We start from the raw sequence: 20,521 nt of genomic DNA, 5'->3' as shown, positions 1-20,521 counted from the left end.
AGGCGGTCGGCGCGGGGGACGCGGGGGACGCGGGCACCGTACGGGCGGCCATCGCCGAACGGCTGGCGTGAGCGCGCCAAGCCGGCCCGCTACGCGCGGATGTGCGCCGCGGTACGGCAGCAGGCCGGGCCACTGGATGCCGGTGACTGCCAGGGTTCCCTGCTGGCCGCTCGTCTCCGGGCGGCATAGCGTCGGGGACATCGCCGCCCTGATGATGTGAAGACGGAGTGTCAGGGCAGGTGAGTGAAGCAGATCCCGTTCGCTGCCCATGCCCGTCAGGGCCCGACCCCCGGAGCAACGCCATGTCGAAGATCCTGTTCGTACTGACCGGCGCCGACCACTGGACGCTCGCCGACGGCACCCAGCACCCGACCGGCTTCTGGGCCGAGGAGGCCGTCGCACCGTACGAGGCATTCAAGGCTGCGGGACACGAGGTCGTCGTCGCCACGCCACGCGGCGTCGTGCCGACGGTGGATCAGGGGAGCCTGGCACCCGAGTTCAACGGCGGACAGGAGGGCTCCGACAGGGTCGCCGCCGCCCTCGCCTCGTTCGACGAACTCCACAAGCCCGTCAAGCTCGATGAAGTGGACCTGAGCGGCTACGCGGCCGTCGTCTACCCGGGTGGTCACGGTCCGATGGAGGATCTCGCGGTCGACGAGGAGTCCGGCCGGCTGCTCACCCGCGCGCTGGCTTCGGGCAAGCCGCTCGGTGTGGTGTGCCACGCCCCGGCCGCACTGCTCGCCGCCACCGGCCCGGACGGCGCCAACGCGTTCGCCGGCTATCGGATCACCGGCTTCACCAACGTCGAGGAGGCGCAGGCCGGTTTCGCCGACAAGGCCGAGTGGCTGCTCCAGGACCGTCTGGTCGAGGCGGGCGTCGACTTCCAGGAGGGCGAGCCGTGGGCCCCGCACGTGGTCGTCGACCGCAATCTGGTCACCGGCCAGAACCCGGCCTCCGCCGCCCCGCTCGCCGCCGAACTGCTGAAGAAGCTGGCCTGAGCGAGGGGCGGCGGCGGTTCGAAGGGCAGGGCGGGCGACCGACCTCGCGTCGAGCGCGCCGCCCGCCCATCAGCTGTCGCCGTCCGGGATCAGGGCTCACGCCCCTCGTCGAAGCTGGCGAAGTAGGCGGCCGCCATGTCCTCGTCGCCATGCCCCTGGGCCTCGGCGCGGGCGAGGCGTTCGGCACCGGCGGCCGCGATGTCGAGCCGGACACCGTTCCGCTCGGCGGCTTCGACGATCAGCCGGGCGTCCTTGGCGGCGGTGGACACGGCGAAGGCGGCCGGGGTCAGTCGGTCCTCCAGGATGAGCCCGGCCTTGGCGCGCAGATAGCCCATGTCGAGCGGGCCGCCTTCGATGGCGTCGAAGAAGCTCTGCGGGTCCACTCCGAGAGCCTTGGACAGGGCCAGGACCTCGCCGGTCGCGTTGTTGACCGCGACGACCCAGCTGTTGGCGACGAGCTTGAGCCGGGTGGCGCTGCCCGCCGCACCGTCCTCGCCGGTCCACACCGTGCGGGCGCCGACCGCCTCGAAAACGGGCGTGACGGCGTCCCGGCCCTGGCTCGGGCCCGCGGCCAGCACGAGCAACTGGCCGGCCTCCGCGGGCTGCCTGGTCCCCAGTACCGGGGCGTCGAAGAAGACCAGCCCGTTCTCGCGGGCGAAGTCGGCCAGCTCGCCGATGGCCTCGGTCCCGGCGGTCGTCGACTGCACCCAGGCGGTACCGGGGCTCAGTGCGGGAGCGGCCTGCCGCATCACGTCCAGTGCGGCGGGGCCGTCGTACAGGATGGTGAGGACGACGTCGGCGCCCTCCACCGCCTCGGCGGGCGTGCCGGCGATGTGCGCGCCGTCGGCGGCAAGCGGCTCGGCCTTGTCCCGGCTGCGGTTCCAGGCGCGGACGTTGTGCCCGGCGCGGGCGATGTTGCGGGCCATCGCGGCCCCCATGATTCCGGTGCCCAGCACACTCACCGTGAGCTTGTCGGTCATGTCATCAACTTCCCTGTCCATATGGTGCGGTGGAACTTCTGGTCTCTGCGGGGGCGGTGGCTGCCCGACCGGTGGCCAGGGCCGTGACAGGCGACGTTCGCCCCGTCGTCGTACGCCTGCACCGGCCGAAGATCCGGGTAGGTCCGGTAGAAGGGCCTCCGTAGGCATGCCGGGAGCACGCACCGGCCGCCCCTCCTTCACGGGCGAAAATCGCCGGACACGGCACTAGCCGGACACCTGGTCGCTGTCCCGCAGGCCGCCCCAGCCGTGCCAGCGGTCGACCTCGATCCACGCGCTGACGCGACGCCGGTCGCGCTGCGCGTACGGCTTGCCGAGGTACTGCCGGGAGAGCCGGTCGATGTCGGCCAGCCCCTTGTCGTCATGCATCTCCACGACGCGTCCGATCAGCGTCACGTGGGTGTACCAGTCGGCCTCGTCGAGCACCGTCAGCGTGACCCGGGGGTCGTTGCGCAGGTGGTCGAGCCGCTTGCGGCCCTCGTCCATGTTGACCAGCACCCGCCCGTCTTCCCAGAGGTACCAGGTGGCCGTGGACACCGGCTGCCCGTCGGACCGCAGGGTGGTGATGACCGCCGGGTTGGGCTTGCCCAGCATGGCGACTGCGGCCTCGGGAAGCGGCGGCTTGGACATGGGCTCTCCTCTACGTCGTCCTGCGCGCGGCCCCGTAGCGGTTGCGCACAGTGTCCGAGCGGTGGATCTCGGAGGTTGATCCATCGGGCACGCGTCCACGCTGCCATATACCGGTAGCGGGATTCCGCACCACCCCACTGGACGTGGTCAAGGGGTTACGTCGTCAGTCGACGCCCGTGACGGATGAGCACGTCTCGCTGGAGCCTCGGCGGATCGCTGGAGCCTTCGACGGACCAGCCGTCGGGACCCGTGATGGTCACCTTTGTTCCTCCAGCCGCCCGCCGCCCTTGAACCGGCCCGCCCGGACCGATCACGGAGTGGTGTTCCCGGCGTCGCCAAAGGTGCCGTCACGGGTGCCTCCATTTGACTCACTCGGCAGCGTCACTACGTCCCAGGAAGCATCCGCTCGCGTCAACCATGTCCTCGACCGATTCTCGAATCCCGCCGGAGGAATACCTTCACGGCGAGCGTCGTCGAAGAGGTCATCCCGCCTGAGTACATTCCTCGCAAGATCACCATCCCGACGCTCGATGAGATCCACGCGCTGAAGGCAGCGGCCAGTGACGAATCGGTCGTCGTGATCGACCAGACGCCTACCGCCTGGGGGCCGATGCCGGCGAGCGGGCGGAAGCCTCACGGGCGAGGACACGGATCAACGCAAGCCAGCGTACGTCCAACGCAGACCATTTCATCTTCTTGACCTCTGGCGAAATATCGCCATCAGGATCAGAGAAAATCCGCCAACAGTTGCAACTACCCCGGCTCCGAGAAGAGCATAGTTCCGGCTTTGAGCGCCCAAGATAATGCAGAACAATCCGAACGCCGTACCTATTACTACGAACCATGTCAGCTTCTTGGCTGGACTGATTGACACAACTTCTCCTTGTTCGGTTCCGTGTCTTCTCTTCGGGAGAGCTCGCAAGAGAGAACGCCAAGTTCTGGCAGTTTCCAGGTGGCAGTCAGAGGGAAAGGCTGCCACCTGGAAACTCTGCTCTTTGGTTCCGTTGTCTCAGTTTGTGACCGTTCTCGCTCTCCTGTTACCCGTAGGAGATGATGTCCGCACCTATCAAAGCAGCCCCCGCTCCGACGCCACAGGCGAGAGTTCCAGCCGCCAAACCGCCTGGCGCGCCAAAGAAGCCAGTCGCTGCTGTAAGGATTCCGGATTCACCCGCAGCACCAATTCCGGCCAGGCAGCCAACGGCAGCGCTGAAGATCTTCTCTCCTACTTCGAGGGCGGCGGAGAGACTGAACAGGCCTGTCGGGTCGCTGTTGTTGACGGGGGCGCCGTCGGCGTATAGGTAGGGGTTGGTTTCTGGCCGGAGGGGTCGGGTTGGGTGAAGCGGCCGAGTTGGGGGTCGTAGTAGCGGGCGCCCTCTTGTGCGCTGTTCGGCGGCTCGCGTGAGCGCCAACGCCGAGGGGCCCGGACAAATGCGTCGCAGCCGCCACCGAGGCTGCACGCACCGCCCCCTTTCCGACACCCGCCGCGATCGACAGACCCCGGCAGCCGGACATGCCTGCCCACGGGCGTCCAAGCCCGTGACCTTCACTCCCGCAAGGTCGATACTTCTCACAGGGGCGCTATTACCAACCCTCGCTCGACCAACCCAAGAGACCTGACACTCCATCACCAGAGTCAGCATTGAGGCAGTCAGCATCCGCCCGGCCAGAACCCGCTCTCGACCGCAACGGACCGCCAAGATCAAGAACTGACGTAACCCACTCTGACCAGGAAAGACACAGGTCAGAGACTCGCCTGCGAGTGTCACCAGGAGGTACCCATGAGAATGCTCATCAACGTGGCGGAGACCGTGGTCGCGGATGCCCTGCGGGGCATGGCGGCCGCGCATCCGGAGCTGACGGTGGACGTGGAGAACCGGGTGATCGTACGGCGGGACGCTCCGGTGGCCGGCAGGGTGGGCCTCGTCTCCGGCGGCGGCTCGGGGCACGAACCGCTGCACGGCGGTTTCGTGGGTCCCGGAATGCTCTCGGCGGCCTGTCCCGGCGAGGTCTTCACGTCGCCGGTGCCGGACCAGATGCTGCGGGCCGCGGCCGCCGTGGACAGCGGCGCGGGCGTGCTGTTCATCGTGAAGAACTACACGGGTGACGTGCTCAACTTCGACATGGCGGCCGAGCTCGCCGAGGACGAGGGCATCCAGATCGCCAAGGTCCTCGTCAATGACGACGTCGCCGTCACCGACAGCCTCTACACGGCCGGGCGACGCGGCACGGGCGCGACGCTGTACGTGGAGAAGATCGCGGGCGCCGCCGCCGAGGAGGGCGCCCCGCTGGAGCGGGTCGAGGCGCTGGCCCGCCAGGTCAACGAGAACTCCCGGAGTTTCGGCGTCGCCCTCAGCGCCTGCTCCACACCGGCCAAGGGCAGCCCCACCTTCGACCTGCCGGCCGGGGAGCTGGAGCTGGGCGTCGGCATCCACGGCGAGCCGGGCCGGGAGCGACGCGCGATGATGACCTCACGGGAGATCGCCGACTTCTCGGTGAACGCCGTCCTGGAGGACCTCGATCCGCGCAATCCGGTGCTGGTCCTGGTCAACGGCATGGGCGCGACGCCGCTGCTGGAGCTGTACGGCTTCAACGCGGAGGTGCAGCGGGTGCTGACCGAGCGCGGGGTCGTCGTGGCCCACACCCTCGTCGGCAACTACGTCACCTCGCTCGACATGGCGGGCGTCTCGGTGACCTTGTGCCAGATCGACGAGGAGCTGCTGCGGCTGTGGAACGCGCCGGTGAAGACACCGGGCCTGCGCTGGGGTGTGTGACGCCCACGAGTCTGACGCCCACGCCGGTTCGGTCAACGTTCGTACCACGCAAGGAGATTCCGTGCTCGACGCCGATTTCTTCCGCCGTTGGATGACGGCCACCGCCGCGTCCGTGGACCGCGAGGCTGAGCGGCTCACCGCCCTGGACTCGCCGATCGGCGACGCCGACCACGGCAGCAATCTGAGGCGGGGGTTCACCGCCGTGGTGGCCACGCTGGAGAAGGAGGCCCCACAGACACCGGGCGCCGTCCTCACACTCGCCGGACGGCAGCTCATCTCGACGGTCGGGGGCGCGTCCGGACCGTTGTACGGCACCCTGCTGCGCCGTACCGGTAAGGCTCTCGGGGATGCCGCCGAGGTCAGCGAGGACGAGTTCGCCGACGCACTGCGTACGGGCGTGGACGCGGTGATGACGCTGGGCGGAGCCGCGCCCGGCGACAAGACCATGATCGACGCGCTGGTACCGGCCGTCGACGAGCTCCCCGAGTCCTTCGCCGCGGCGAGGACCGCCGCCGAGGAGGGCGCCGCCTCGACGATCCCGCTGCAGGCCCGCAAGGGCAGGGCGAGCTATCTGGGCGAGCGCAGCATCGGGCACCAGGATCCCGGCGCCACCTCCTCGGCGCTGCTGATCGCCGCGCTGGAGGAGGCAGCCGATGAGTGACGCCCCGGGCTCCGCCGACGCCGGCCCTCAGCTCGTCGGCATCGTCCTGGTGTCCCACAGTGCGGCCGTCGCCGCCTCGGTCGCCGATCTGGCGACGGGTCTGGCGGGCGGCGGTACGACGGCTCCCGTCGCTCCGGCGGGCGGCACCATGGACGGCGGTCTCGGTACGAGCGCCGAACTGATCGCCGCCGCGGCCGCCTCCGTGGACCGTGGCGCCGGCGTCGCCGTCCTCATGGACCTCGGCAGCGCGGTCCTCACCGTGAAGGCCCTGCTCGCCGAGGGCGACGAGCTCCCCGCGGACACCCGGCTGGTGGACGCGCCCTTCGTCGAGGGCGCCGTGGCCGCTGTCGTCACGGCCTCGGCAGGCGGGGACCTCGCCGCGGTGGCGGCGGCCGCGGCGGAGGCGTACTCGTACCGGAAGGAATGAGGCCCGCTACGCCGGGCTCACCGGCTCAGTTCGCGTTGACGAACTTGCGCGCCAGGCTCTCTCCCAGCGTCACCGCCGCCCGGTGGCTCTCGATGGGTGAGACCCGGGAGTCCTTGAACACCAGGTAGGTGACCCCGGCGTCCGTCCCGCCGCCGACCGGGTCGGGGCGGATACCCAGGGCCTTGGCGGTGGCGTACGAGGCCTCGCCGATGATGTGGCGCGGCCCGATGTCGCCGACGACCGCGTACTGGACGCGGTCCCGGTAGATCACCGCGGCCACCGAACCGGCGCGTACGTCGTGGTCCCGGTGGTTCCAGATGCTGCTGACGCCGGGGACGACGATGTACGGGAGGTTCTCGGCGTCCAGCTGGCGTCCGTCGGACTGCTGGTAGGCGGTGGCGTCGGAGAAGAGCGGGTCGGTACGGCTGTTGCAGCGGCGGCCGGGGCGGCCGTCGCAGTCGATGTCCATGTCGGCCTTCCAGAACACCGCGCCCTGTTTTCCGCAGACGGGGATGTTCGCACGGGCGCCGTCGTCGCTGCGGTAGCGCCCCTTCGAGATCTGGGCGCAGCCGCGTAGTTTCGCGAGCAGGTCGGCGGCCTGGACATCCCCCTCACGCACCACCGCGGGAGCGCCCGCGCGGGCGGCGGCGGGAGGCGCCGCGGAGGCGGGGGCAGGAGCGAGCAGGGCGGCGCCTGCCACGGCCAGCGTCAGCGACTGGACACGCACGATGAGAGACCCTCTCCTGGGGGACATTGACGGTCACTCGCCCAAATCTGGTGCGTATCTGACGGTCCGTCCACCGGGAGGGGCCCGGACGGTGCACAGGCCCCGAAACTGGCGGTGTGCGGCCGAGGGCCCGAGCCGCAGTGGGCTCGGGCCACTCGACCGCCTTCGCCGGCGCGGGAACAGCGACGACAGCGGTCCGCGCCGTGGACACGAACTCCCCTGACAAAGGGCTCAGTTCGCGCCGCGTCAAGAATCAGCATACGTATCCCACGGCGGTCCGACGAACGGTCACCGCCCTCTTGATGTGGTCGCGTCAGCGGTGTCTTATAGGTACAGACCAATCCCGTCGAGGGAAGGCATGACCGTGCGACGCGTCCCCCACGCGCTGATCTGCGGCTCGCTGCTCGTCCTGACGTCCTGTGGGCTGGGCGGACAGAGCGACAGCCAGGGCGGAAAGCTGCCCTCGGCACCGATGGGCGTCACCGCCGCGGCGGGCAGCGCCACCAGTGTGCACGTCATGTGGAACCGGGCGTCCGGCGATCCCGAGGTCTCCCGGTACGTGGTGTACCGCGGCATGACGAAGCTCAAGGAAGTACCCGGCGCGGAGTACATGGTGGACATCACCAGGCTCAAGCCCTCCACGACGTACGTGTTCACGGTCCGCGCGCTGAACACCGAGGGGAATCCCGGTCCGCCCAGCAAGCAGGTCCGCGCGACCACACCGGCAGCCGTAGCGGCCGACGACAAGGCGCCGTCCCGCCCCGGCAGTCCGAGCGGAAAGGCGGTCGGGAGCGGAGCGGCACAGCTGTCCTGGGAGAAGTCGACGGACAACCGTGGCGTGGCCTCGTACGACATCTATCAAGGTGACTCGAAGATCCACAGCGTGGGCGGGGCGCAGACCGCGACCGTGGTGACCGGCTTGCGGCCCGGCACCAGCTACTCCTTCACCGTGAAGGCGCGGGACGCGGCGGACAACGTCTCCCCCGCGAGCGGTGCCGTGCGGCTCACCACCGCGCCCGGTTCGGACGACGGAAAGGGCACCGCGCCGACCGACTTCCGCGCTGGCACCCACCTCGCTGACGGGGCGTACTACCTCGATCTGTCGTGGGTTCCGCCGGAAGCGGACGGGGTGATCACGGAGTACCAGATCGAGCTCGAGGGGCAGGACGCGACCTCGCTGGTCTGGGGCGGCACCGCGCCGAGCGAGAAGGCGACCTACAGCTTCTATGTGGGACGTGACGCCGGCGTCACCCACCGGGTGCGGATCCGGGCGAAGCTGCCGGACGGCACCTGGGGCGGGTACTCGACGGAGCGGACGGTGACAACGGGCAGCGAGGGGTAGACGGGGCCGCGGGTTCCCCGGACCTTCCCGGGCCGCGTACCTTCTCGCGGTGCCCACCCGTCGGCCGGACGATGGAATCCGTCACCTGCCCGGTCCCCGTCCGCATGCGGGCCGGATGAAAGACACGTTGGCTCTCCCTGGAGGCAGCACGGGCCTTTCCAATCCTCGGCGGCGCATGGGATGTACCGCCAACCGTGCCGCTGGAGGGCAGTCCTATGCGTACTACTCAGATATTTCTCCGCTCCGGCCTGACCGTGGCCGCCGCCGCTGCGCTTCCGCTCACCCTGGCCGCCTCGCCGGCCGTCGCAGTGGGTTCGGGGATCTCCGTGAGCACCAGCGGTTCCACGGTTTCGGTCACGACCAGTGCCTGTCCGAGCAAGGGCAGCAGCTTCGGCAACGCTTCGCTGCTCACCAGTAGCCAGGGGAGTTTCGCCCAGGGGCGGCAAGTGGCCCTGACGGGGACGAGCACCAGTCAGGCGGCGTCCTGGTCGAGTGTGAGTGCCGGCACCTACACGGTCATCGTGGTCTGCCAGGACGGGACGACGGCGGGCACCCAGTCCATCGTCGTGTCGGCAGCCTCGACGCCCAGAGTCTCCGCGACGCCTTCGCTCGGAGTCATGGGCGGCCTCGGCGGAGCGACCAAGGACTACGGAGCCGTCACCCTGGTGGGCGGCGCGGCGCTGGTGGCCACGGGCACCATCGCGGGGGCCTGGTTCCTGCGCCGGCGGGCCAAGCCGCACCGGCTCTGATCCGGGGTTCCTCACCGCGGCGGCCGTCCACCCGACTCCGGTCGGCGGGACGGCCGCCTACTCGTGCGCGGGCAACTGCTCGAACTCCTCCAGCGCATGGGTCAGCCACTGCGTCCAGAAAGTCTCCAGGTCGATTCCGGCGCGCAGGACGAGATGCCGCAGGCGGTCCTGCGGCGTGTCCTTGCCAGGCGGGAAATCGCGCGCCTCGATCTCCTGGTACTCGCCCAACTGCCGCTCGTGGAGGCCGAGATGACGACGCAGGTCCGCCTCGATGCCCGCGGTGCCGACGACGGCCGAGGCGCGCAGCCGCAGCAGCATCGCGTCGCGCATGGGCTTCGGGTCCTGGGAAGCGGCGGTCCAGCGGGCGAGTTCGGCGCGGCCCGCGGGCAGGACCTCGTAGCTCTTCTTCCGCCCCCGGGCCGGCTGCTCGGACTGCAGGGCGCGGATGTGGCCCTCGGCCTCCAGCTTTCCCAGCTCGCGATAGATCTGCTGATGCGTCGCCGACCAGAAGTAGCCGATCGACTTGTCGAACCGCCGGGTCAGTTCGAGACCCGACGACGGCCTCTCCAGGAGAGCCGTGAGGATCGCGTGCGGGAGTGACATGGGGTCATCCTAGGGACGGGGCGCGGGCCCCTACAGCGCCGCCGCCAGCTCCGTGCCCTGCTTGACGGCACGCTTGGCGTCCAGTTCGGCTGCCACGTCGGCGCCGCCGATGAGGTGCACGTTCACGCCCGCGGCGAGCAGTTCCTCGTACAGGTCGCGGCGCGGGTCCTGCCCGGTGCAGAGCACGATCGTGTCCACGTCCAGGACCTGGCTGTGTCCCTCGACGGTGACGTGCAGTCCGGCGTCGTCGATCCGGTCGTACCGGACGCCCGCGACCATGGTGACGCCACGGTGCTTGAGCTCGGCGCGGTGGATCCAGCCGGTGGTCCTGCCGAGCCCGGCGCCGACCTTGGACGTCTTGCGCTGGAGGAGGTGGACGGTGCGCGGCGGGGCGGGGCGCTCGGGGGCGGCGAGGCCGCCGGGGAGCCGGTAGTCCATGTCGACGCCCCAGTTCCGGAAGTACGCCGCCGGGTCCTCGCTCGCCTTGTCGCCGCTGTCGGTCAGGTACTCGGCGACGTCGAAGCCGATGCCGCCCGCGCCGAGGATCGCGACACGGTCGCCGACGGGGGCGCCGTCGCGCAGCACGTCCAGGTAGCCCACGACGCTGGGGTGATCGATGCCGGGGATCTCGGGGGTGCGCGGGCTGACGCCGGTCGCAACCACGACCTCGTCGTAGCCGGAGACGTCCTCGGCGGTGACGCGGGTGTTCAACCGCACGTCCACGCCGTGCAGTTCGAGCTGGGTACGGAAGTAGCGGATCGTCTCGTCGAACTCTTGCTTTCCGGGGACCTTGCGGGCCACGTTGAGCTGACCGCCGATCTCCGACGCGGCGTCGAACAGCGTGAGGTCGTGACCGCGCTCGGCCGCGGAGACCGCACAGGCGAGTCCGGCGGGACCCGCGCCGACCACGGCAACTCGCTTGCGCAGCTTGGTCGGTGAGAGGACGAGTTCCGTCTCGTGGCAGGCACGCGGGTTCACCAGGCAGGAGGTGATCTTGCCGCTGAAGGTGTGGTCCAGGCAGGCCTGGTTACAGCCGATGCAGGTGTTGATGGCCTCGGGCCGGCCCGCCTGAGCCTTGGCGACGAAGTCGGGGTCGGCGAGCATCGGGCGAGCCAGCGACACCATGTCGGCGTGGCCGTCGGCGAGCAACTGCTCGGCGAGCTCGGGGGTGTTGATGCGGTTGGTGGTGACAAGGGGGATCGAGACGGCGCCCATGACCTTCTTGGTCACCCAGGCGTACGCCCCTCGCGGCACCGAGGTCGCGATGGTGGGGATACGGGCCTCGTGCCAGCCGATGCCGGTGTTGATGATCGTCGCTCCGGCCGCCTCGACGTCCCGGGCGAGCTTGATGACCTCCGCCAGGGAAGAGCCGCCCGGCACCAGGTCCAGCATCGACAGGCGGTAGATGATGATGAAGTCCTCGCCGACCGCCTCGCGCACCCGCCGGACGATCTCCAGGGGGAAGCGCGTGCGGTTCTCGTACGAGCCGCCCCAGCGGTCCTCGCGTTTGTTGGTCTGGGCGGCGATGAACTCGTTGATCAGGTAGCCCTCGGAACCCATGATCTCGACGCCGTCGTAGCCGGCCTGCCGCGCCAGCCGGGCGGCCCGCACATAGTCGTCGATGGTCTGCTCGACCTCGGCGTCGGTGAGCGCACGCGGGGCGAAGGGACTGATCGGCGCCTGGAGTGCGCTCGGTGCGACCAGGTCCTGGTGGTAGGCGTACCGCCCGAAGTGCAGGATCTGCAGGGCGATCCTGCCGCCCTCGCCGTGCACCGCGGCGGTGATCTCGGCGTGCTGCAGGGCCTCCGCCTCGGTGGTCAGCTTGGCGCCTCCCTCGTACGGCCGGCCGGCCTCGTTCGGCGCGATCCCGCCGGTGACAATGAGGCCGACGCCGCCCCGGGCCCGGGTGGCGTAGAACTCCGCCATCCGCTCGAAGCCCCGCTCGGCCTCTTCCAGGCCCACGTGCATGGAGCCCATGAGCACGCGGTTGGGCAGGGTGGTGAAGCCCAGGTCGAGCGGGGTCAGAAGGTGCGGGTAGCGGCTCATCGGGCAGTCCTCCGTGCGCGGTGTCGTGATGTCTGTTGTAGACGACCGGGCACACCTTGTGCAACTAGTTGCACAATGCCGTAGCTCACTTCCTCCAGGGGCCGGATACCCAAGGGGTCCTAGGCTTTGGTGCCTATCACGACGTTGGCGTACAACTCCTCCGAGACGGCCAGTCGGCCGGTCAGGCCGCTGTGGGTGAGGGCCTCGACGGCACGGGACGCCTGGCGTTCGCTCGTCTCGACGAGGAGGCGGCCGCCGGGGGCCAGCCATTGCGGAGCCTCGGCGGCGACGCGGCGCAGGACGTCGAGTCCGTCGGAGCCGCCGTCGAGTGCGACGAGGGGTTCGTGGTCGCGGGCCTCCGCGGGCAGCAGGCCGACCTCGTCGGTGGGGACGTAGGGCACGTTGGCGACCAGGACGTCGATGCGGCCGCGCAGGGTGTCGGGCAGCGCCGCGAAGAGGTCGCCCTCGTGGACGTGCCCGGCGAAGGGCGCGACATTGCGGCGGGCGCAGCGCACGGCGGCCGGGTCGATGTCGGCGGCGTGCAGTTCGGGCCCGCCGAGGCAGGCTGCCAGGGCGGCACCCACCGCGCCGGAGCCGCAGCACAGGTCCACGACGAGGGACGCGTCCCGTGCGAGGGCGACCGCCTGGTCGACGAGGAACTCGGTGCGGCGGCGGGGCACGAAGACGCCCGGTTCCACGGCGATGCGCAGACCGTGGAACCCGGCCCAGCCGAGGACGTGTTCAAGGGGAAGTCCGGCGACGCGCCGATCCACCATGGTGGCGATGTCGGCCGGAGTACCTGCGGTGGAGAGGATCAACTCCGCCTCGTCCTCGGCGAAGACACAGCCGGCGGAGCGGAGTACGGCGACAACGGAATCAAAAAGAGGGGGCATGAAAGCCGAGGGCCTTTCGGTGAGCCGAAGGGCGCTCTCGCGGCTGCCGCCTACGAGCGGTGAGCCGCCTTGCCTTGAGGTGAGAGCACCCGACCTGAACTGGCGGTAATGGGTCTCACCTCCTGGGCAACTCCTTGGCTGGGGCGATCCACAGCCGGCGCGGCACACATTAACAGGGTCGGTCGGACGGCGACCGGCCCCTCCACCTTTCCTCGGCCGGGGCGCTCCCGCCGGTCAGGTTGTACTGTGCAACCAGTAGCGCGAGGGAGGTCCCATGAAGGTTGCCGAAGAGTCCGTGGAGAGTGGTGTCACCGCCGCCGACACAGCCGTCGAGACCATCCAGCGCGAGATGACCGCGTTCGCCCGGCGAGCCAGGGCGAACGCCGGCCGTATGCACCCCGAACTGTCCCTGGTCTCGTACACCCTGCTGGGCCATCTGGAGGAGCGCGGCGGCTGCAGTGCCACCGACCTCGCGGCCCACTACGCGCTGGACAAGTCCACGGTGAGCCGGCAGGTGGCCGCCCTGGAGCGGTCCGGGCTCATCGGGCGGCGGCTCGACCCGGAGGACCACCGCGTACAGGTGCTGCATCTGACGGACAGGGGCACGGAGATCCTCGCCCAGGTGACCGCGAGCCGTCGGGTGGCGTTCCGTGAGCGGTTGGCAGGCTGGCCCGAGGAGGATCTCGCGCGTTTCGCCTCGTATCTGCTGCGGTACAACGCGGCGGCGACGGACGAGCCGCCCAGCGGCTCGTCCACGCGCGCCCAGAACTAGTCAGGAGTCAGGCGTCGGCATGCTCCGGCACGCGTGCCGCCGAGAAGAGGGTGCTGCGCCGGAGCCGGAAGCCCAGGGCCTCGTAGAGGCGGATGGCGTTGGTGTTGTTCGCGGCGGTGTGCAGGAACGGAGTCTCGCCGCGTTCGCGGATGCCGTGCGCAACGGCCAGGATCAGCCGGGTGGCCAGGCCCTCACCGCGGAAGTCCGGGTCGGTGCAGACCGCGCTGATCTCGGTCCAGCCCGGCGGGTGCAGCCGCTCTCCCGCCATGGCGATCAGGGCGCCGTTCCGGCGTATCCCCAGGTAGGTCCCGAGCTCGACGGTGCGCGGCAGGAAGGGGCCGGGCCGGGTCCGTTCGACCAGGTCCAGCATCTCGGGTACGTCGGCGGGGCCGAGCCGTACCGCTTCCGGGTCCGGCGCCGCGGCGATCCCGTCGTCGACCAGCTGAACGCCCTCCAGGCTGAAGGTCACCTCCCAGCCGTCCGGGGTCTGCCCGGTGTAGCCGGCCAGCATGGCGTCGCCGCCCGGGCCGACCAGGTTGGCGAGGTCCGCCCAGTCGTCGGCACCCGGGTCGTCGGGGAGTGCCATCCACGGCGATACGTCCAAGGGGTAGCGCAGGACACGTCCGCGGCGTTCGGCGAAGTGGGCGTGCGGGCCGGTCAGCGCGCCGAGCGCCGGATTGTCCAGAGGGTGCGCGCTCATGCGCCGACCTCGATGACGGTCTTGCCGAGCGCGTGTCCTTCCTCGACCGTGCGCAGCGCCTCGCCGGCCCGGTCGAGCGGGAAGGTCTGGGTGACGAAGGGCTTCAGCTTCCCGTCGACCACGAGCTTCGCCACCTCGTCGAGCACGGCGGCGTTGCGAGCCCGTTCGACGGGCGCGCCGCCGAGCCGTGCGGCGGTCTGCCGGTCGGCACCGGTGATCAGCTTCGCGGGGTCGGTGAGCAGCGTCGCCGCGGCCTCCTGGACCTCGCCCCCGACCAGGTCGAAGACGGCGTCCACGCCCTCCGTCGCCGCCCCGCGCACGCGCTCCGCGAGGCCTGGCCCCGACGGGACGTGCACGGCGCCGAGCGACTCGACGAAGTCCTTCTTGCCGTCGCTCGCGACGCCGATGACCCGCACCCCGAAGGCGCGCGCGATCTGCGTGGCCGCGACACCGACACCGCCGCCCGCGCCGGTGATCAGCAGGGTCGCGCCCGCGGGCAGAGCGAGCTGCTGGATCCCGTCGTACGCGGTCGCCGCCGCGACGGGCAGGGTCGCGGCGTCCGAGTACGAGAGCTCGGTGGGCTTGTGCGCGGTGACGGTCACGGGGAGCAGGGTGTACTCGGCGTATCCGCCGGTCACCGGGTTGCCGAAGACCTCGTCCCCCACGGCGAAGCCGGTCACGTCTGCGCCGACCTCCTCGACCACCCCCGCGACCTCGTTGCCGAACACCGCGGGCAGCTCGCGCGCCGCGCCGCCGGCGGGGCCGTAGCCCGTCCGCTGCTTCCAGTCGACGGGGTTGACGCCTGCCGCACGGACCGCGACGAGTACCTGGCCGGGGCCGGGCGTCGGCCGGTCCAGCTCCACCAGGGCCTCGGCCTCCGGACCGCCGTACCGCGTGAAGACGTACGCCTTGGGCATGTGCTTCCTCACTCTCCTTCGCTGTCGCCGGTTGCCGGGACCACTGTCACCTGCCGCAGCAGATGGGGCCACCGACGTCGGCAATAGCGGCAAGGAAGATCACGGCGCGGCTATTCCCGGACCTCGGCAGAGTTCATACGTCCGCAATGATCGGGGGCCCTCGGGACACGGGCACGGTCGACGGCCACGTACGGTTGATTCCGTAGCCGCTGTTCAACCACTGTTCGCGCTCGACAACCACAGTTCGCGCTCGACCGGCGGGCCGCCGCCCCCGGCGGCCTGGAGGCACCACCCGCATGAACGTCACCCGAGGCTTCACCGGGCGTCCGCGCACCCCCGACGCCGGGCTGCCGCCCGGCCAGTACGACACGGGCGACGACTGGCCCGTCCTGTCCGCCGAGGTCACCCCCGACCTGGCGCCCGCCGACTGGACCTTCCGGGTGGACGGTCTGGTGGCCGAGCCGCGCGGCTGGGACTGGGACGAGGCGCACGCACTGTCCGCCTCGGCCTACGAGGGCGACATCCACTGCGTGACGAGCTGGTCGAAGTTCGGCGTGCGCTTCGGGGGCGTCTCTCTGGACACGTTCCTGGACGCGGTGCGCCCGGACACCACCGCCACGCACGCGGTGGCCTACTCGCACACCGGGTACACCACGAGCCTCCCGCTGGGCGACCTCACCGGTGGCCGTGCCTGGATCGTGTGGGAGTACGACGGGAAACCGCTGCCCGCCGAACACGGTGGCCCGGCGCGGCTGATCGTGCCGCACCTCTACTTCTGGAAGAGCGCCAAGTGGATCGCCGGTCTGCGACTCCTCGACCACGACGAGCCGGGCTTCTGGGAGCAGAACGGCTATCACGCACGCGGCAACCCCTGGGAAGAGCAGCGCTACTCCGGTGACTGAGACGACGACCGAGACCTTCGTGCCGCGCACCGCCTTCGCCGTGCCCGGGCGGATCGCCGTGAGCGACAGTGCCGCGGCCGCCTGGCAGACCGCGACGCTCACCGGGATCCGCCGGGAGACGCCCCACGCCTCCACGTTCCGGTTCGCGGTGCCGCACTGGGCAGGACATCTGCCCGGACAGCATCTGATGCTGCGGCTGACCGCCGAGGACGGATATGTGGCGCAGCGCCACTACTCCATCGCCTCTCCACCCGACGACCACGGACACATCGAACTGACGCTGGACCATGTCGAGGACGGCGAGGTCTCCGGCTGGTTCCACACCGTGGCCGAACCCGGCGACTCGGTGCAGGTGCGGGGCCCGCTGAGCGGCTTCTTCGCCTGGCCCGGCGACCGGCCCGCGCTGCTCATCGGCGCCGGCTCCGGTGTCGTACCCCTGATGTCGATGCTGCGACACCATCGCGCTCGCGGCCTGGACGTGCCGCTGCGCCTGCTCGTCTCGGCGCGCGGTCCCGAGGAACTCATCTACGCGCGGGAGTACGGCGAGGAGACGACGACCGTCTTCACGCGCAGTGCGCCGGACGGATCGCCGGTCGGACGTATGGCGGCGGCACATGTGGCGCCGCTGCTGGCGGAGCGGCCGCCTGGTGGCTGGGAAGCCTATGTGTGCGGCTCCAACGGGTTCGCGGAGCACGCGTCACGCCTGCTGGTGGCGGCCGGGCAGCCGGTGAACCGGATTCGCATCGAGCGATTCGGCTGAGCCGCCGTTCCTGTCGTGATCTGCCCTCAGCCGTGCGGCACCACCGCGACCGGACACCTGGCGTGCTGGATCAGCGAGTGCACGGCGCGGCCCAGGCCCTCGCCGACCCTGCGCCCGGTGACCAGCAGGCCTGCCCGGGTGGAGGCCCTCAGCAGATGGTGACCGGGATGGCCGTAGATCACCTGCTCGGAGACGGTCGTCTCGGGAAACTTGTGGCGCCACGGATGCAAGGTGCTGCTCAGCACGTGCCAGGTGCCGTCCGTCCGTTCCGCCGCGGCACCGGGCAGTGGCACGACGGGCGCGTGGCCGCGCGGCGGAGGCACGGTCCAGGTGTGCACGACGTGCAGGGGTGCGCAGCGGACGGCGGCTCTGTCGAAGGCGTACCCGATGAGGTCGTCGGCCGGGTGGCTCAGATCGAGGCCGAGGACCACCGGCAGATAGGGAGCCGCGCTCGGCGGTGTGCCGTCGACCACCGGCATCCGTTCGTCCTCGGGCAGTTCGCCCGCGCGCACGACGACGACCGGGCCTTCGGCGCGTGCCGTGACGGCGAGGGCGACCGAACCGACCAGGAAACCCGCGAAGCCGGTCAGACCGCGTGAACCGAGAACCAGGGTCTCGGCGTCCAGGGCCGCCGCGAGCAGCGCGGGTACGGCGGGCGTGTCGGTGCTGCGCGCGATGATGTCCAATGCCGGGTGGGCGTACGCCAGTTGGATCGCGGCCCGGTCGAGCGCCGTACGGGTGTCCCCGGCCGGAACGGCGGCGTCCGGGATCCGTGGCGGCACAGCGGGTCCGGGCGCCGCGTGCAGCAGACGCAGCGGGAGGCGGTGGCGCTGGGCCTCGCGGGCGGCCCAGTCCGCCGCGTCGAGACTCGCCCGCGAACCGTCGATGCCTACCGTGATGGTGCGGGTGCCGGAGTTCATGGCGGGGCCTTTCGGTGTCGGGGCGGATGCCGTTCGGTGTCGGGGCGGATGCCGTTGGGGTGTCGGGACAGGTGGTTGGTCCTCGGACGTCGAGGCAGGTGTCTCTCGGTGCCGGGGCGGGTGGCGGGAGGGGCCGACTGCCGGTCCTTGCCGGTGCCGGGCGGGTTCCACGGGGGGCGCCGATCAGTCGTGCGGGGACGGATTCGCTGTGCCGCGCGGCGGCGGTAAGCAGTGCCTGGCGTCTCCGCCGATGACCGACGTACCGTGTGATCACCCGTATTCCGACACCAAAGGTGATCCTTCATGGCCCTGTTCGACCTCCCTCTCGACGAACTCCGCGCATACCGGAGCGCGTCCATCGCGCCCGAGGGTTTCGATACGTTCTGGGCCGAAACGCTCCAGGAGGCACGCGAGCACGACCTCGCCCCCCGCTTCGAGCCGGTCGAGACGCATCTGAAGACGGTCAAGGTGTACGACGTCACGTTCGCCGGGTTCGGCGGGCATCCGGTGAAGGGCTGGCTGACGCTGCCGGCCTGGGCGAACTCACCCCTGCCCGCGGTCGTCGAGTTCGTCGGTTACGGCGGCGGACGCGGCCTTCCGCACACGCATCTGCTGTGGGCATCGGCGGGATTCGCGCACTTCGTGATGGACACCCGCGGCCAGGGCAGCGCCTGGGGCGGCGGCGGGACGCCGGACCCGGTGGGCAGCGCGTCCGCTTACCCCGGATACATGACCCGGGGCGTCGACGCCCCCGAGAACTACTACTACCGCCGCGTGTTCACGGACGCGGTGCGCGCCGTGGAGGCGGCCCGCTCGCACGACCTGGTCGACGAGGCGCGCACGGCGGCCGTCGGCGGGAGCCAGGGCGGCGGCATCACGATCGCGGTGGGCGGGCTGGTCCCCGATCTGGCGGCGATCGCCCCGGACGTGCCGTTCCTGTGCGACTTCCCTCGCGCCGTCACGCTGACGGACCGTCACCCGTACCGGGAGATCGGCAACTACCTCAAGACGTACCGCGGCCGCACCGACGAAGTGCTGCGCACGCTCTCCTATTTCGACGGCGTGCACTTCGCCGCGCGCGGCCGGGCACCAGCCCTCTTCTCGGTCGCACTGGAGGACCAGACCTGCCCGCCGTCCACGGTTTTCGCGGCGTTCAACGCGTGGGCGGCGCAGGACAAGACGATCGAGGTGTACGACTTCAACGACCACGAGGGCGGGGGTACCTACCAGGAGGCGGCCAAACTGCGCTGGCTGCCGTCCTACCTCTGAGGTCGCCTCAGCCGCTTCACCCTCGCGGTACGACCGTGGACAGGACGGCGGGCAGCGGGTACCAGTCCGCGGAGACGACGGTGGCGTGCTGCCCGGCCAGCAGGGCGAGGCGGTCGAGGGCCTGCTGCTGGGTGGGGTTGGTGCCGTCGATGGCCGGGGGCACGTTCTGGGCGTCGGTCATGACCACGAGGTAGTGGCGGTCGTCGTACCAGGCGGTGTCGATCGTGCCGTTCGCGTAGGTGGCCGCGTCGCCGTCGAACACGACGAGCCAGGGGCGGATCGTGGCGTCGGTGTAGCGGGTGCGGGGGTCGCCGGTGGCCGCGTTGTGCACGGCGGGGAAGACAGCCGCCTCGCGCAGGCGTCCGGCGGCGGCGAGGTCGCGCAGGTAAGTGGCGTACTCGCGGTCCGTCCACAGCGTGTCGAAGGGGTTGCCCTCCTCGACGGTGCCGGGGATCAGCTCGACGATGAACTTGCCGGCCAGCGCGGAGCGCGCGGGCCAGCCGTCGGCGCGGACGGCCGTGTCCAGGTCGGGGTGGGAACCGACGACGTCGGCGGGGCGGAGCAGCGCGTCGCCGAGCTTCGAGGTGAGCAGGGCGTCCAACTGGGCGGGACCACGGCCGCTGGTGGCCAGGAAGCCGTCCTTCATCTCTATCTTGAGCTGGATCGGCCGGTGTCCGGGGTTCGCGTCGTGCCAGGCTTTGATGTCCGCAAGGCAGCCCGCGAGGTCGCGGTTGGTGGTGTTGGTGCGCAGTTCGGAGGCGTTCGCCGCGTTCGCGCAGTTGTTGTCGTTGCCGAACGGATTGCTGTGCGAGACCCGCCAGGAAACCCCGAACACATTGGTCCACACGTCGAGTTCGAGCATTCCGGCGCCGGAGTCGAGGGCGTCGGCGAAGTAGGGGTACTTCGCCTTGTCGTAGGCGTTGTGGACGCCCACGGAGGTGTTGGACGAGTACGACAGGTCGGCGGCCGTCGCCTGGGGGCCCGTGGCGAGGGCCAGTACGCTCGCTGTCGCCACCGCGATACCGGTACGTGCCAACACCTTCACATGTCTCCGCATTGTCCCCATGCCTCCTGCGCCTCATCGGTCAACTTGGCTGCACAGTACGGGGGTTGGGTGGCCGACGGGGGATCACGCGATGACGAATGCGGGCTGCCCGACCTCCACCCGGTCCGACCAGGGCGCCGGGTTCGAGTACGAGACGGAGACCGTGCCCGGGTTGTGGCTGAGCGGACCCAACGGTCCGTTTGGGCCCGACCCGAGGGCTTTCGGACATGACGGCTTCGGTGGCTCCTGCGGGTTCGCCGACCCGGAGGCGGGCGTCACCCTGGAGAACGTCATGAACCGCACGGGCCCGCACATCGCCGACGACCCAAGGAAAAGCGGCGCCTGTGGATACCCTGTGCGGTGCGCTTCGAACGCACCCTTGCCGCACGGG

At 70.5% G+C, this 20,521-nt stretch carries 20 protein-coding genes and 1 pseudogene; 11 read left to right on the top strand and 10 right to left on the bottom strand.

Annotation, left to right across the window (positions count from 1 at the left end):
* Positions 1 to 302: 302 nt before the first annotated feature.
* On the top strand, positions 303 to 998 hold the full coding sequence (locus tag ACFYPC_RS24170) for a type 1 glutamine amidotransferase domain-containing protein (RefSeq protein ID WP_388679757.1): 696 nt from the start codon (positions 303 to 305) through the stop codon (positions 996 to 998).
* Between the two features lie 89 nt (positions 999 to 1,087).
* On the opposite strand, the gene ACFYPC_RS24165 is transcribed toward ACFYPC_RS24170, so the two are convergent.
* The gene (locus ACFYPC_RS24165; protein WP_388679755.1) at positions 1,088 to 1,978 is read right to left on the bottom strand and encodes an NAD(P)-dependent oxidoreductase; all 891 of its coding nucleotides are present in this window, start codon (positions 1,976 to 1,978) and stop codon (positions 1,088 to 1,090) included.
* Positions 1,979 to 2,203: 225 nt separating this feature from the next.
* Positions 2,204 to 2,626, bottom strand: a complete 423-nt coding sequence (locus tag ACFYPC_RS24160) for a PPOX class F420-dependent oxidoreductase (protein WP_388679752.1) — start codon at positions 2,624 to 2,626, stop codon at positions 2,204 to 2,206.
* Positions 2,627 to 4,404: 1,778 nt separating this feature from the next.
* Here ACFYPC_RS24160 and dhaK point away from each other — a divergent pair.
* From dhaK to ACFYPC_RS24145, 3 genes are all read left to right on the top strand, one after another.
* A complete protein-coding gene (gene dhaK, locus ACFYPC_RS24155) occupies positions 4,405 to 5,397 on the top strand; it encodes a dihydroxyacetone kinase subunit DhaK (RefSeq protein ID WP_388679749.1) in 993 nt (330 codons plus the stop codon).
* A gap of 61 nt (positions 5,398 to 5,458) precedes the next feature.
* Positions 5,459 to 6,058 (top strand): dihydroxyacetone kinase subunit DhaL, encoded by a 600-nt coding sequence (dhaL, locus tag ACFYPC_RS24150; RefSeq protein ID WP_388679746.1) that lies wholly within the window; start codon positions 5,459 to 5,461, stop codon positions 6,056 to 6,058.
* A complete protein-coding gene (locus tag ACFYPC_RS24145) occupies positions 6,051 to 6,485 on the top strand; it encodes a PTS-dependent dihydroxyacetone kinase phosphotransferase subunit DhaM (RefSeq protein WP_388679743.1) in 435 nt (144 codons plus the stop codon). The genes dhaL and ACFYPC_RS24145 overlap by 8 nt, the downstream gene beginning before the upstream one ends.
* A gap of 25 nt (positions 6,486 to 6,510) precedes the next feature.
* On the opposite strand, the gene ACFYPC_RS24140 is transcribed toward ACFYPC_RS24145, so the two are convergent.
* Positions 6,511 to 7,212, bottom strand: coding sequence for a glycoside hydrolase family 75 protein (locus tag ACFYPC_RS24140; RefSeq protein ID WP_388679740.1), 702 nt, complete (start codon positions 7,210 to 7,212; stop codon positions 6,511 to 6,513).
* Between the two features lie 358 nt (positions 7,213 to 7,570).
* Here ACFYPC_RS24140 and ACFYPC_RS24135 point away from each other — a divergent pair, with 358 nt between their 5' ends.
* Together ACFYPC_RS24135 and ACFYPC_RS24130 are read left to right on the top strand one after the other, a co-directional pair.
* The gene (locus ACFYPC_RS24135) at positions 7,571 to 8,554 is read left to right on the top strand and encodes a fibronectin type III domain-containing protein (protein WP_388679737.1); all 984 of its coding nucleotides are present in this window, start codon (positions 7,571 to 7,573) and stop codon (positions 8,552 to 8,554) included.
* 215 nt (positions 8,555 to 8,769) lie between these two features.
* Complete coding sequence (locus ACFYPC_RS24130) at positions 8,770 to 9,303, top strand: hypothetical protein (RefSeq protein ID WP_388679734.1); 534 nt, start codon at positions 8,770 to 8,772, stop codon at positions 9,301 to 9,303.
* Positions 9,304 to 9,360: 57 nt separating this feature from the next.
* Here the strand turns inward: ACFYPC_RS24130 and ACFYPC_RS24125 are convergent, their stop codons facing one another.
* From ACFYPC_RS24125 to ACFYPC_RS24115, 3 genes are all read right to left on the bottom strand, one after another.
* Positions 9,361 to 9,906 (bottom strand): PadR family transcriptional regulator, encoded by a 546-nt coding sequence (locus ACFYPC_RS24125; protein WP_388679732.1) that lies wholly within the window; start codon positions 9,904 to 9,906, stop codon positions 9,361 to 9,363.
* A gap of 30 nt (positions 9,907 to 9,936) precedes the next feature.
* Positions 9,937 to 11,952 carry an FAD-dependent oxidoreductase gene (locus tag ACFYPC_RS24120; RefSeq protein WP_388679729.1) on the bottom strand — a complete coding sequence of 672 codons (2,016 nt, stop codon included), beginning with the start codon at positions 11,950 to 11,952 and terminating at the stop codon, positions 9,937 to 9,939.
* 119 nt (positions 11,953 to 12,071) lie between these two features.
* On the bottom strand, positions 12,072 to 12,845 hold the full coding sequence (locus ACFYPC_RS24115; RefSeq protein WP_388679727.1) for a putative protein N(5)-glutamine methyltransferase: 774 nt from the start codon (positions 12,843 to 12,845) through the stop codon (positions 12,072 to 12,074).
* A gap of 274 nt (positions 12,846 to 13,119) precedes the next feature.
* On the opposite strand from ACFYPC_RS24115, the gene ACFYPC_RS24110 reads away from it, so the two are divergent.
* On the top strand, positions 13,120 to 13,617 hold the full coding sequence (locus tag ACFYPC_RS24110; protein ID WP_388679724.1) for a MarR family winged helix-turn-helix transcriptional regulator: 498 nt from the start codon (positions 13,120 to 13,122) through the stop codon (positions 13,615 to 13,617).
* A gap of 7 nt (positions 13,618 to 13,624) precedes the next feature.
* On the opposite strand, the gene ACFYPC_RS24105 is transcribed toward ACFYPC_RS24110, so the two are convergent.
* Positions 13,625 to 14,317, bottom strand: coding sequence for a GNAT family N-acetyltransferase (locus ACFYPC_RS24105; protein ID WP_388679722.1), 693 nt, complete (start codon positions 14,315 to 14,317; stop codon positions 13,625 to 13,627).
* The gene (locus tag ACFYPC_RS24100) at positions 14,314 to 15,234 is read right to left on the bottom strand and encodes an NADP-dependent oxidoreductase (protein ID WP_388679720.1); all 921 of its coding nucleotides are present in this window, start codon (positions 15,232 to 15,234) and stop codon (positions 14,314 to 14,316) included. Before ACFYPC_RS24100 ends, ACFYPC_RS24105 begins: the two co-directional genes overlap by 4 nt.
* 296 nt (positions 15,235 to 15,530) lie before the next feature.
* Between ACFYPC_RS24100 and ACFYPC_RS24095 the strand changes: the two genes are divergently transcribed.
* On the top strand, positions 15,531 to 16,136 hold the full coding sequence (locus tag ACFYPC_RS24095) for a sulfite oxidase-like oxidoreductase (protein ID WP_388679717.1): 606 nt from the start codon (positions 15,531 to 15,533) through the stop codon (positions 16,134 to 16,136).
* Complete coding sequence (locus tag ACFYPC_RS24090) at positions 16,129 to 16,896, top strand: ferredoxin reductase (protein ID WP_388679714.1); 768 nt, start codon at positions 16,129 to 16,131, stop codon at positions 16,894 to 16,896. Before ACFYPC_RS24095 ends, ACFYPC_RS24090 begins: the two co-directional genes overlap by 8 nt.
* A 26-nt stretch (positions 16,897 to 16,922) precedes the next feature.
* Here the strand turns inward: ACFYPC_RS24090 and ACFYPC_RS24085 are convergent, their stop codons facing one another.
* Entirely contained in the window at positions 16,923 to 17,816 is an 894-nt protein-coding gene (locus ACFYPC_RS24085; RefSeq protein WP_388679711.1) for a universal stress protein, read from the bottom strand.
* 303 nt (positions 17,817 to 18,119) lie between these two features.
* Here ACFYPC_RS24085 and ACFYPC_RS24080 point away from each other — a divergent pair, with 303 nt between their 5' ends.
* Positions 18,120 to 19,085, top strand: a complete 966-nt coding sequence (locus ACFYPC_RS24080) for an acetylxylan esterase (RefSeq protein ID WP_388679708.1) — start codon at positions 18,120 to 18,122, stop codon at positions 19,083 to 19,085.
* Between the two features lie 16 nt (positions 19,086 to 19,101).
* On the opposite strand, the gene ACFYPC_RS24075 is transcribed toward ACFYPC_RS24080, so the two are convergent.
* Positions 19,102 to 20,151 carry a phosphatidylinositol-specific phospholipase C domain-containing protein gene (locus ACFYPC_RS24075; protein WP_388679705.1) on the bottom strand — a complete coding sequence of 350 codons (1,050 nt, stop codon included), beginning with the start codon at positions 20,149 to 20,151 and terminating at the stop codon, positions 19,102 to 19,104.
* 112 nt (positions 20,152 to 20,263) lie between these two features.
* Between ACFYPC_RS24075 and ACFYPC_RS24070 the strand changes: the two are divergent.
* Positions 20,264 to 20,467 (top strand): annotated as a pseudogene (locus ACFYPC_RS24070) (EstA family serine hydrolase); the annotation flags it as partial.
* Positions 20,468 to 20,521: the final 54 nt, after the last annotated feature.

Source organism: Streptomyces sp. NPDC005808 (genome assembly GCF_042871385.1).
Taxonomy (GTDB): Bacteria; Actinomycetota; Actinomycetes; order Streptomycetales; family Streptomycetaceae; genus Streptomyces.
The sequence above is the reverse complement of the archived record's forward strand: the minus strand, read 5'-3'. Positions and strand labels throughout refer to the sequence as shown.

What these genes read in the sequence shown, in the direction of transcription:
- ACFYPC_RS24120 (WP_388679729.1), bottom strand. Translation starts at nt 11,952, where the DNA reads ATGAGCCGCTACCCGCACCTTCTGACCCCGCTCGACCTGGGCTTCACC.
- ACFYPC_RS24115 (WP_388679727.1), bottom strand. Translation starts at nt 12,845, where the DNA reads ATGCCCCCTCTTTTTGATTCCGTTGTCGCCGTACTCCGCTCCGCCGGC.
- ACFYPC_RS24160 (WP_388679752.1), bottom strand. Translation starts at nt 2,626, where the DNA reads ATGTCCAAGCCGCCGCTTCCCGAGGCCGCAGTCGCCATGCTGGGCAAG.
- ACFYPC_RS24170 (WP_388679757.1), top strand. Translation starts at nt 303, where the DNA reads ATGTCGAAGATCCTGTTCGTACTGACCGGCGCCGACCACTGGACGCTC.
- ACFYPC_RS24100 (WP_388679720.1), bottom strand. Translation starts at nt 15,234, where the DNA reads ATGCCCAAGGCGTACGTCTTCACGCGGTACGGCGGTCCGGAGGCCGAG.
- ACFYPC_RS24130 (WP_388679734.1), top strand. Translation starts at nt 8,770, where the DNA reads ATGCGTACTACTCAGATATTTCTCCGCTCCGGCCTGACCGTGGCCGCC.
- ACFYPC_RS24145 (WP_388679743.1), top strand. Translation starts at nt 6,051, where the DNA reads ATGAGTGACGCCCCGGGCTCCGCCGACGCCGGCCCTCAGCTCGTCGGC.
- ACFYPC_RS24135 (WP_388679737.1), top strand. Translation starts at nt 7,571, where the DNA reads ATGACCGTGCGACGCGTCCCCCACGCGCTGATCTGCGGCTCGCTGCTC.
- ACFYPC_RS24105 (WP_388679722.1), bottom strand. Translation starts at nt 14,317, where the DNA reads ATGAGCGCGCACCCTCTGGACAATCCGGCGCTCGGCGCGCTGACCGGC.
- dhaK (WP_388679749.1), top strand. Translation starts at nt 4,405, where the DNA reads ATGAGAATGCTCATCAACGTGGCGGAGACCGTGGTCGCGGATGCCCTG.
- ACFYPC_RS24165 (WP_388679755.1), bottom strand. Translation starts at nt 1,978, where the DNA reads ATGACCGACAAGCTCACGGTGAGTGTGCTGGGCACCGGAATCATGGGG.
- ACFYPC_RS24080 (WP_388679708.1), top strand. Translation starts at nt 18,120, where the DNA reads ATGGCCCTGTTCGACCTCCCTCTCGACGAACTCCGCGCATACCGGAGC.
- ACFYPC_RS24110 (WP_388679724.1), top strand. Translation starts at nt 13,120, where the DNA reads ATGAAGGTTGCCGAAGAGTCCGTGGAGAGTGGTGTCACCGCCGCCGAC.
- ACFYPC_RS24075 (WP_388679705.1), bottom strand. Translation starts at nt 20,151, where the DNA reads ATGGGGACAATGCGGAGACATGTGAAGGTGTTGGCACGTACCGGTATC.
- ACFYPC_RS24095 (WP_388679717.1), top strand. Translation starts at nt 15,531, where the DNA reads ATGAACGTCACCCGAGGCTTCACCGGGCGTCCGCGCACCCCCGACGCC.
- ACFYPC_RS24085 (WP_388679711.1), bottom strand. Translation starts at nt 17,816, where the DNA reads ATGAACTCCGGCACCCGCACCATCACGGTAGGCATCGACGGTTCGCGG.
- ACFYPC_RS24125 (WP_388679732.1), bottom strand. Translation starts at nt 9,906, where the DNA reads ATGTCACTCCCGCACGCGATCCTCACGGCTCTCCTGGAGAGGCCGTCG.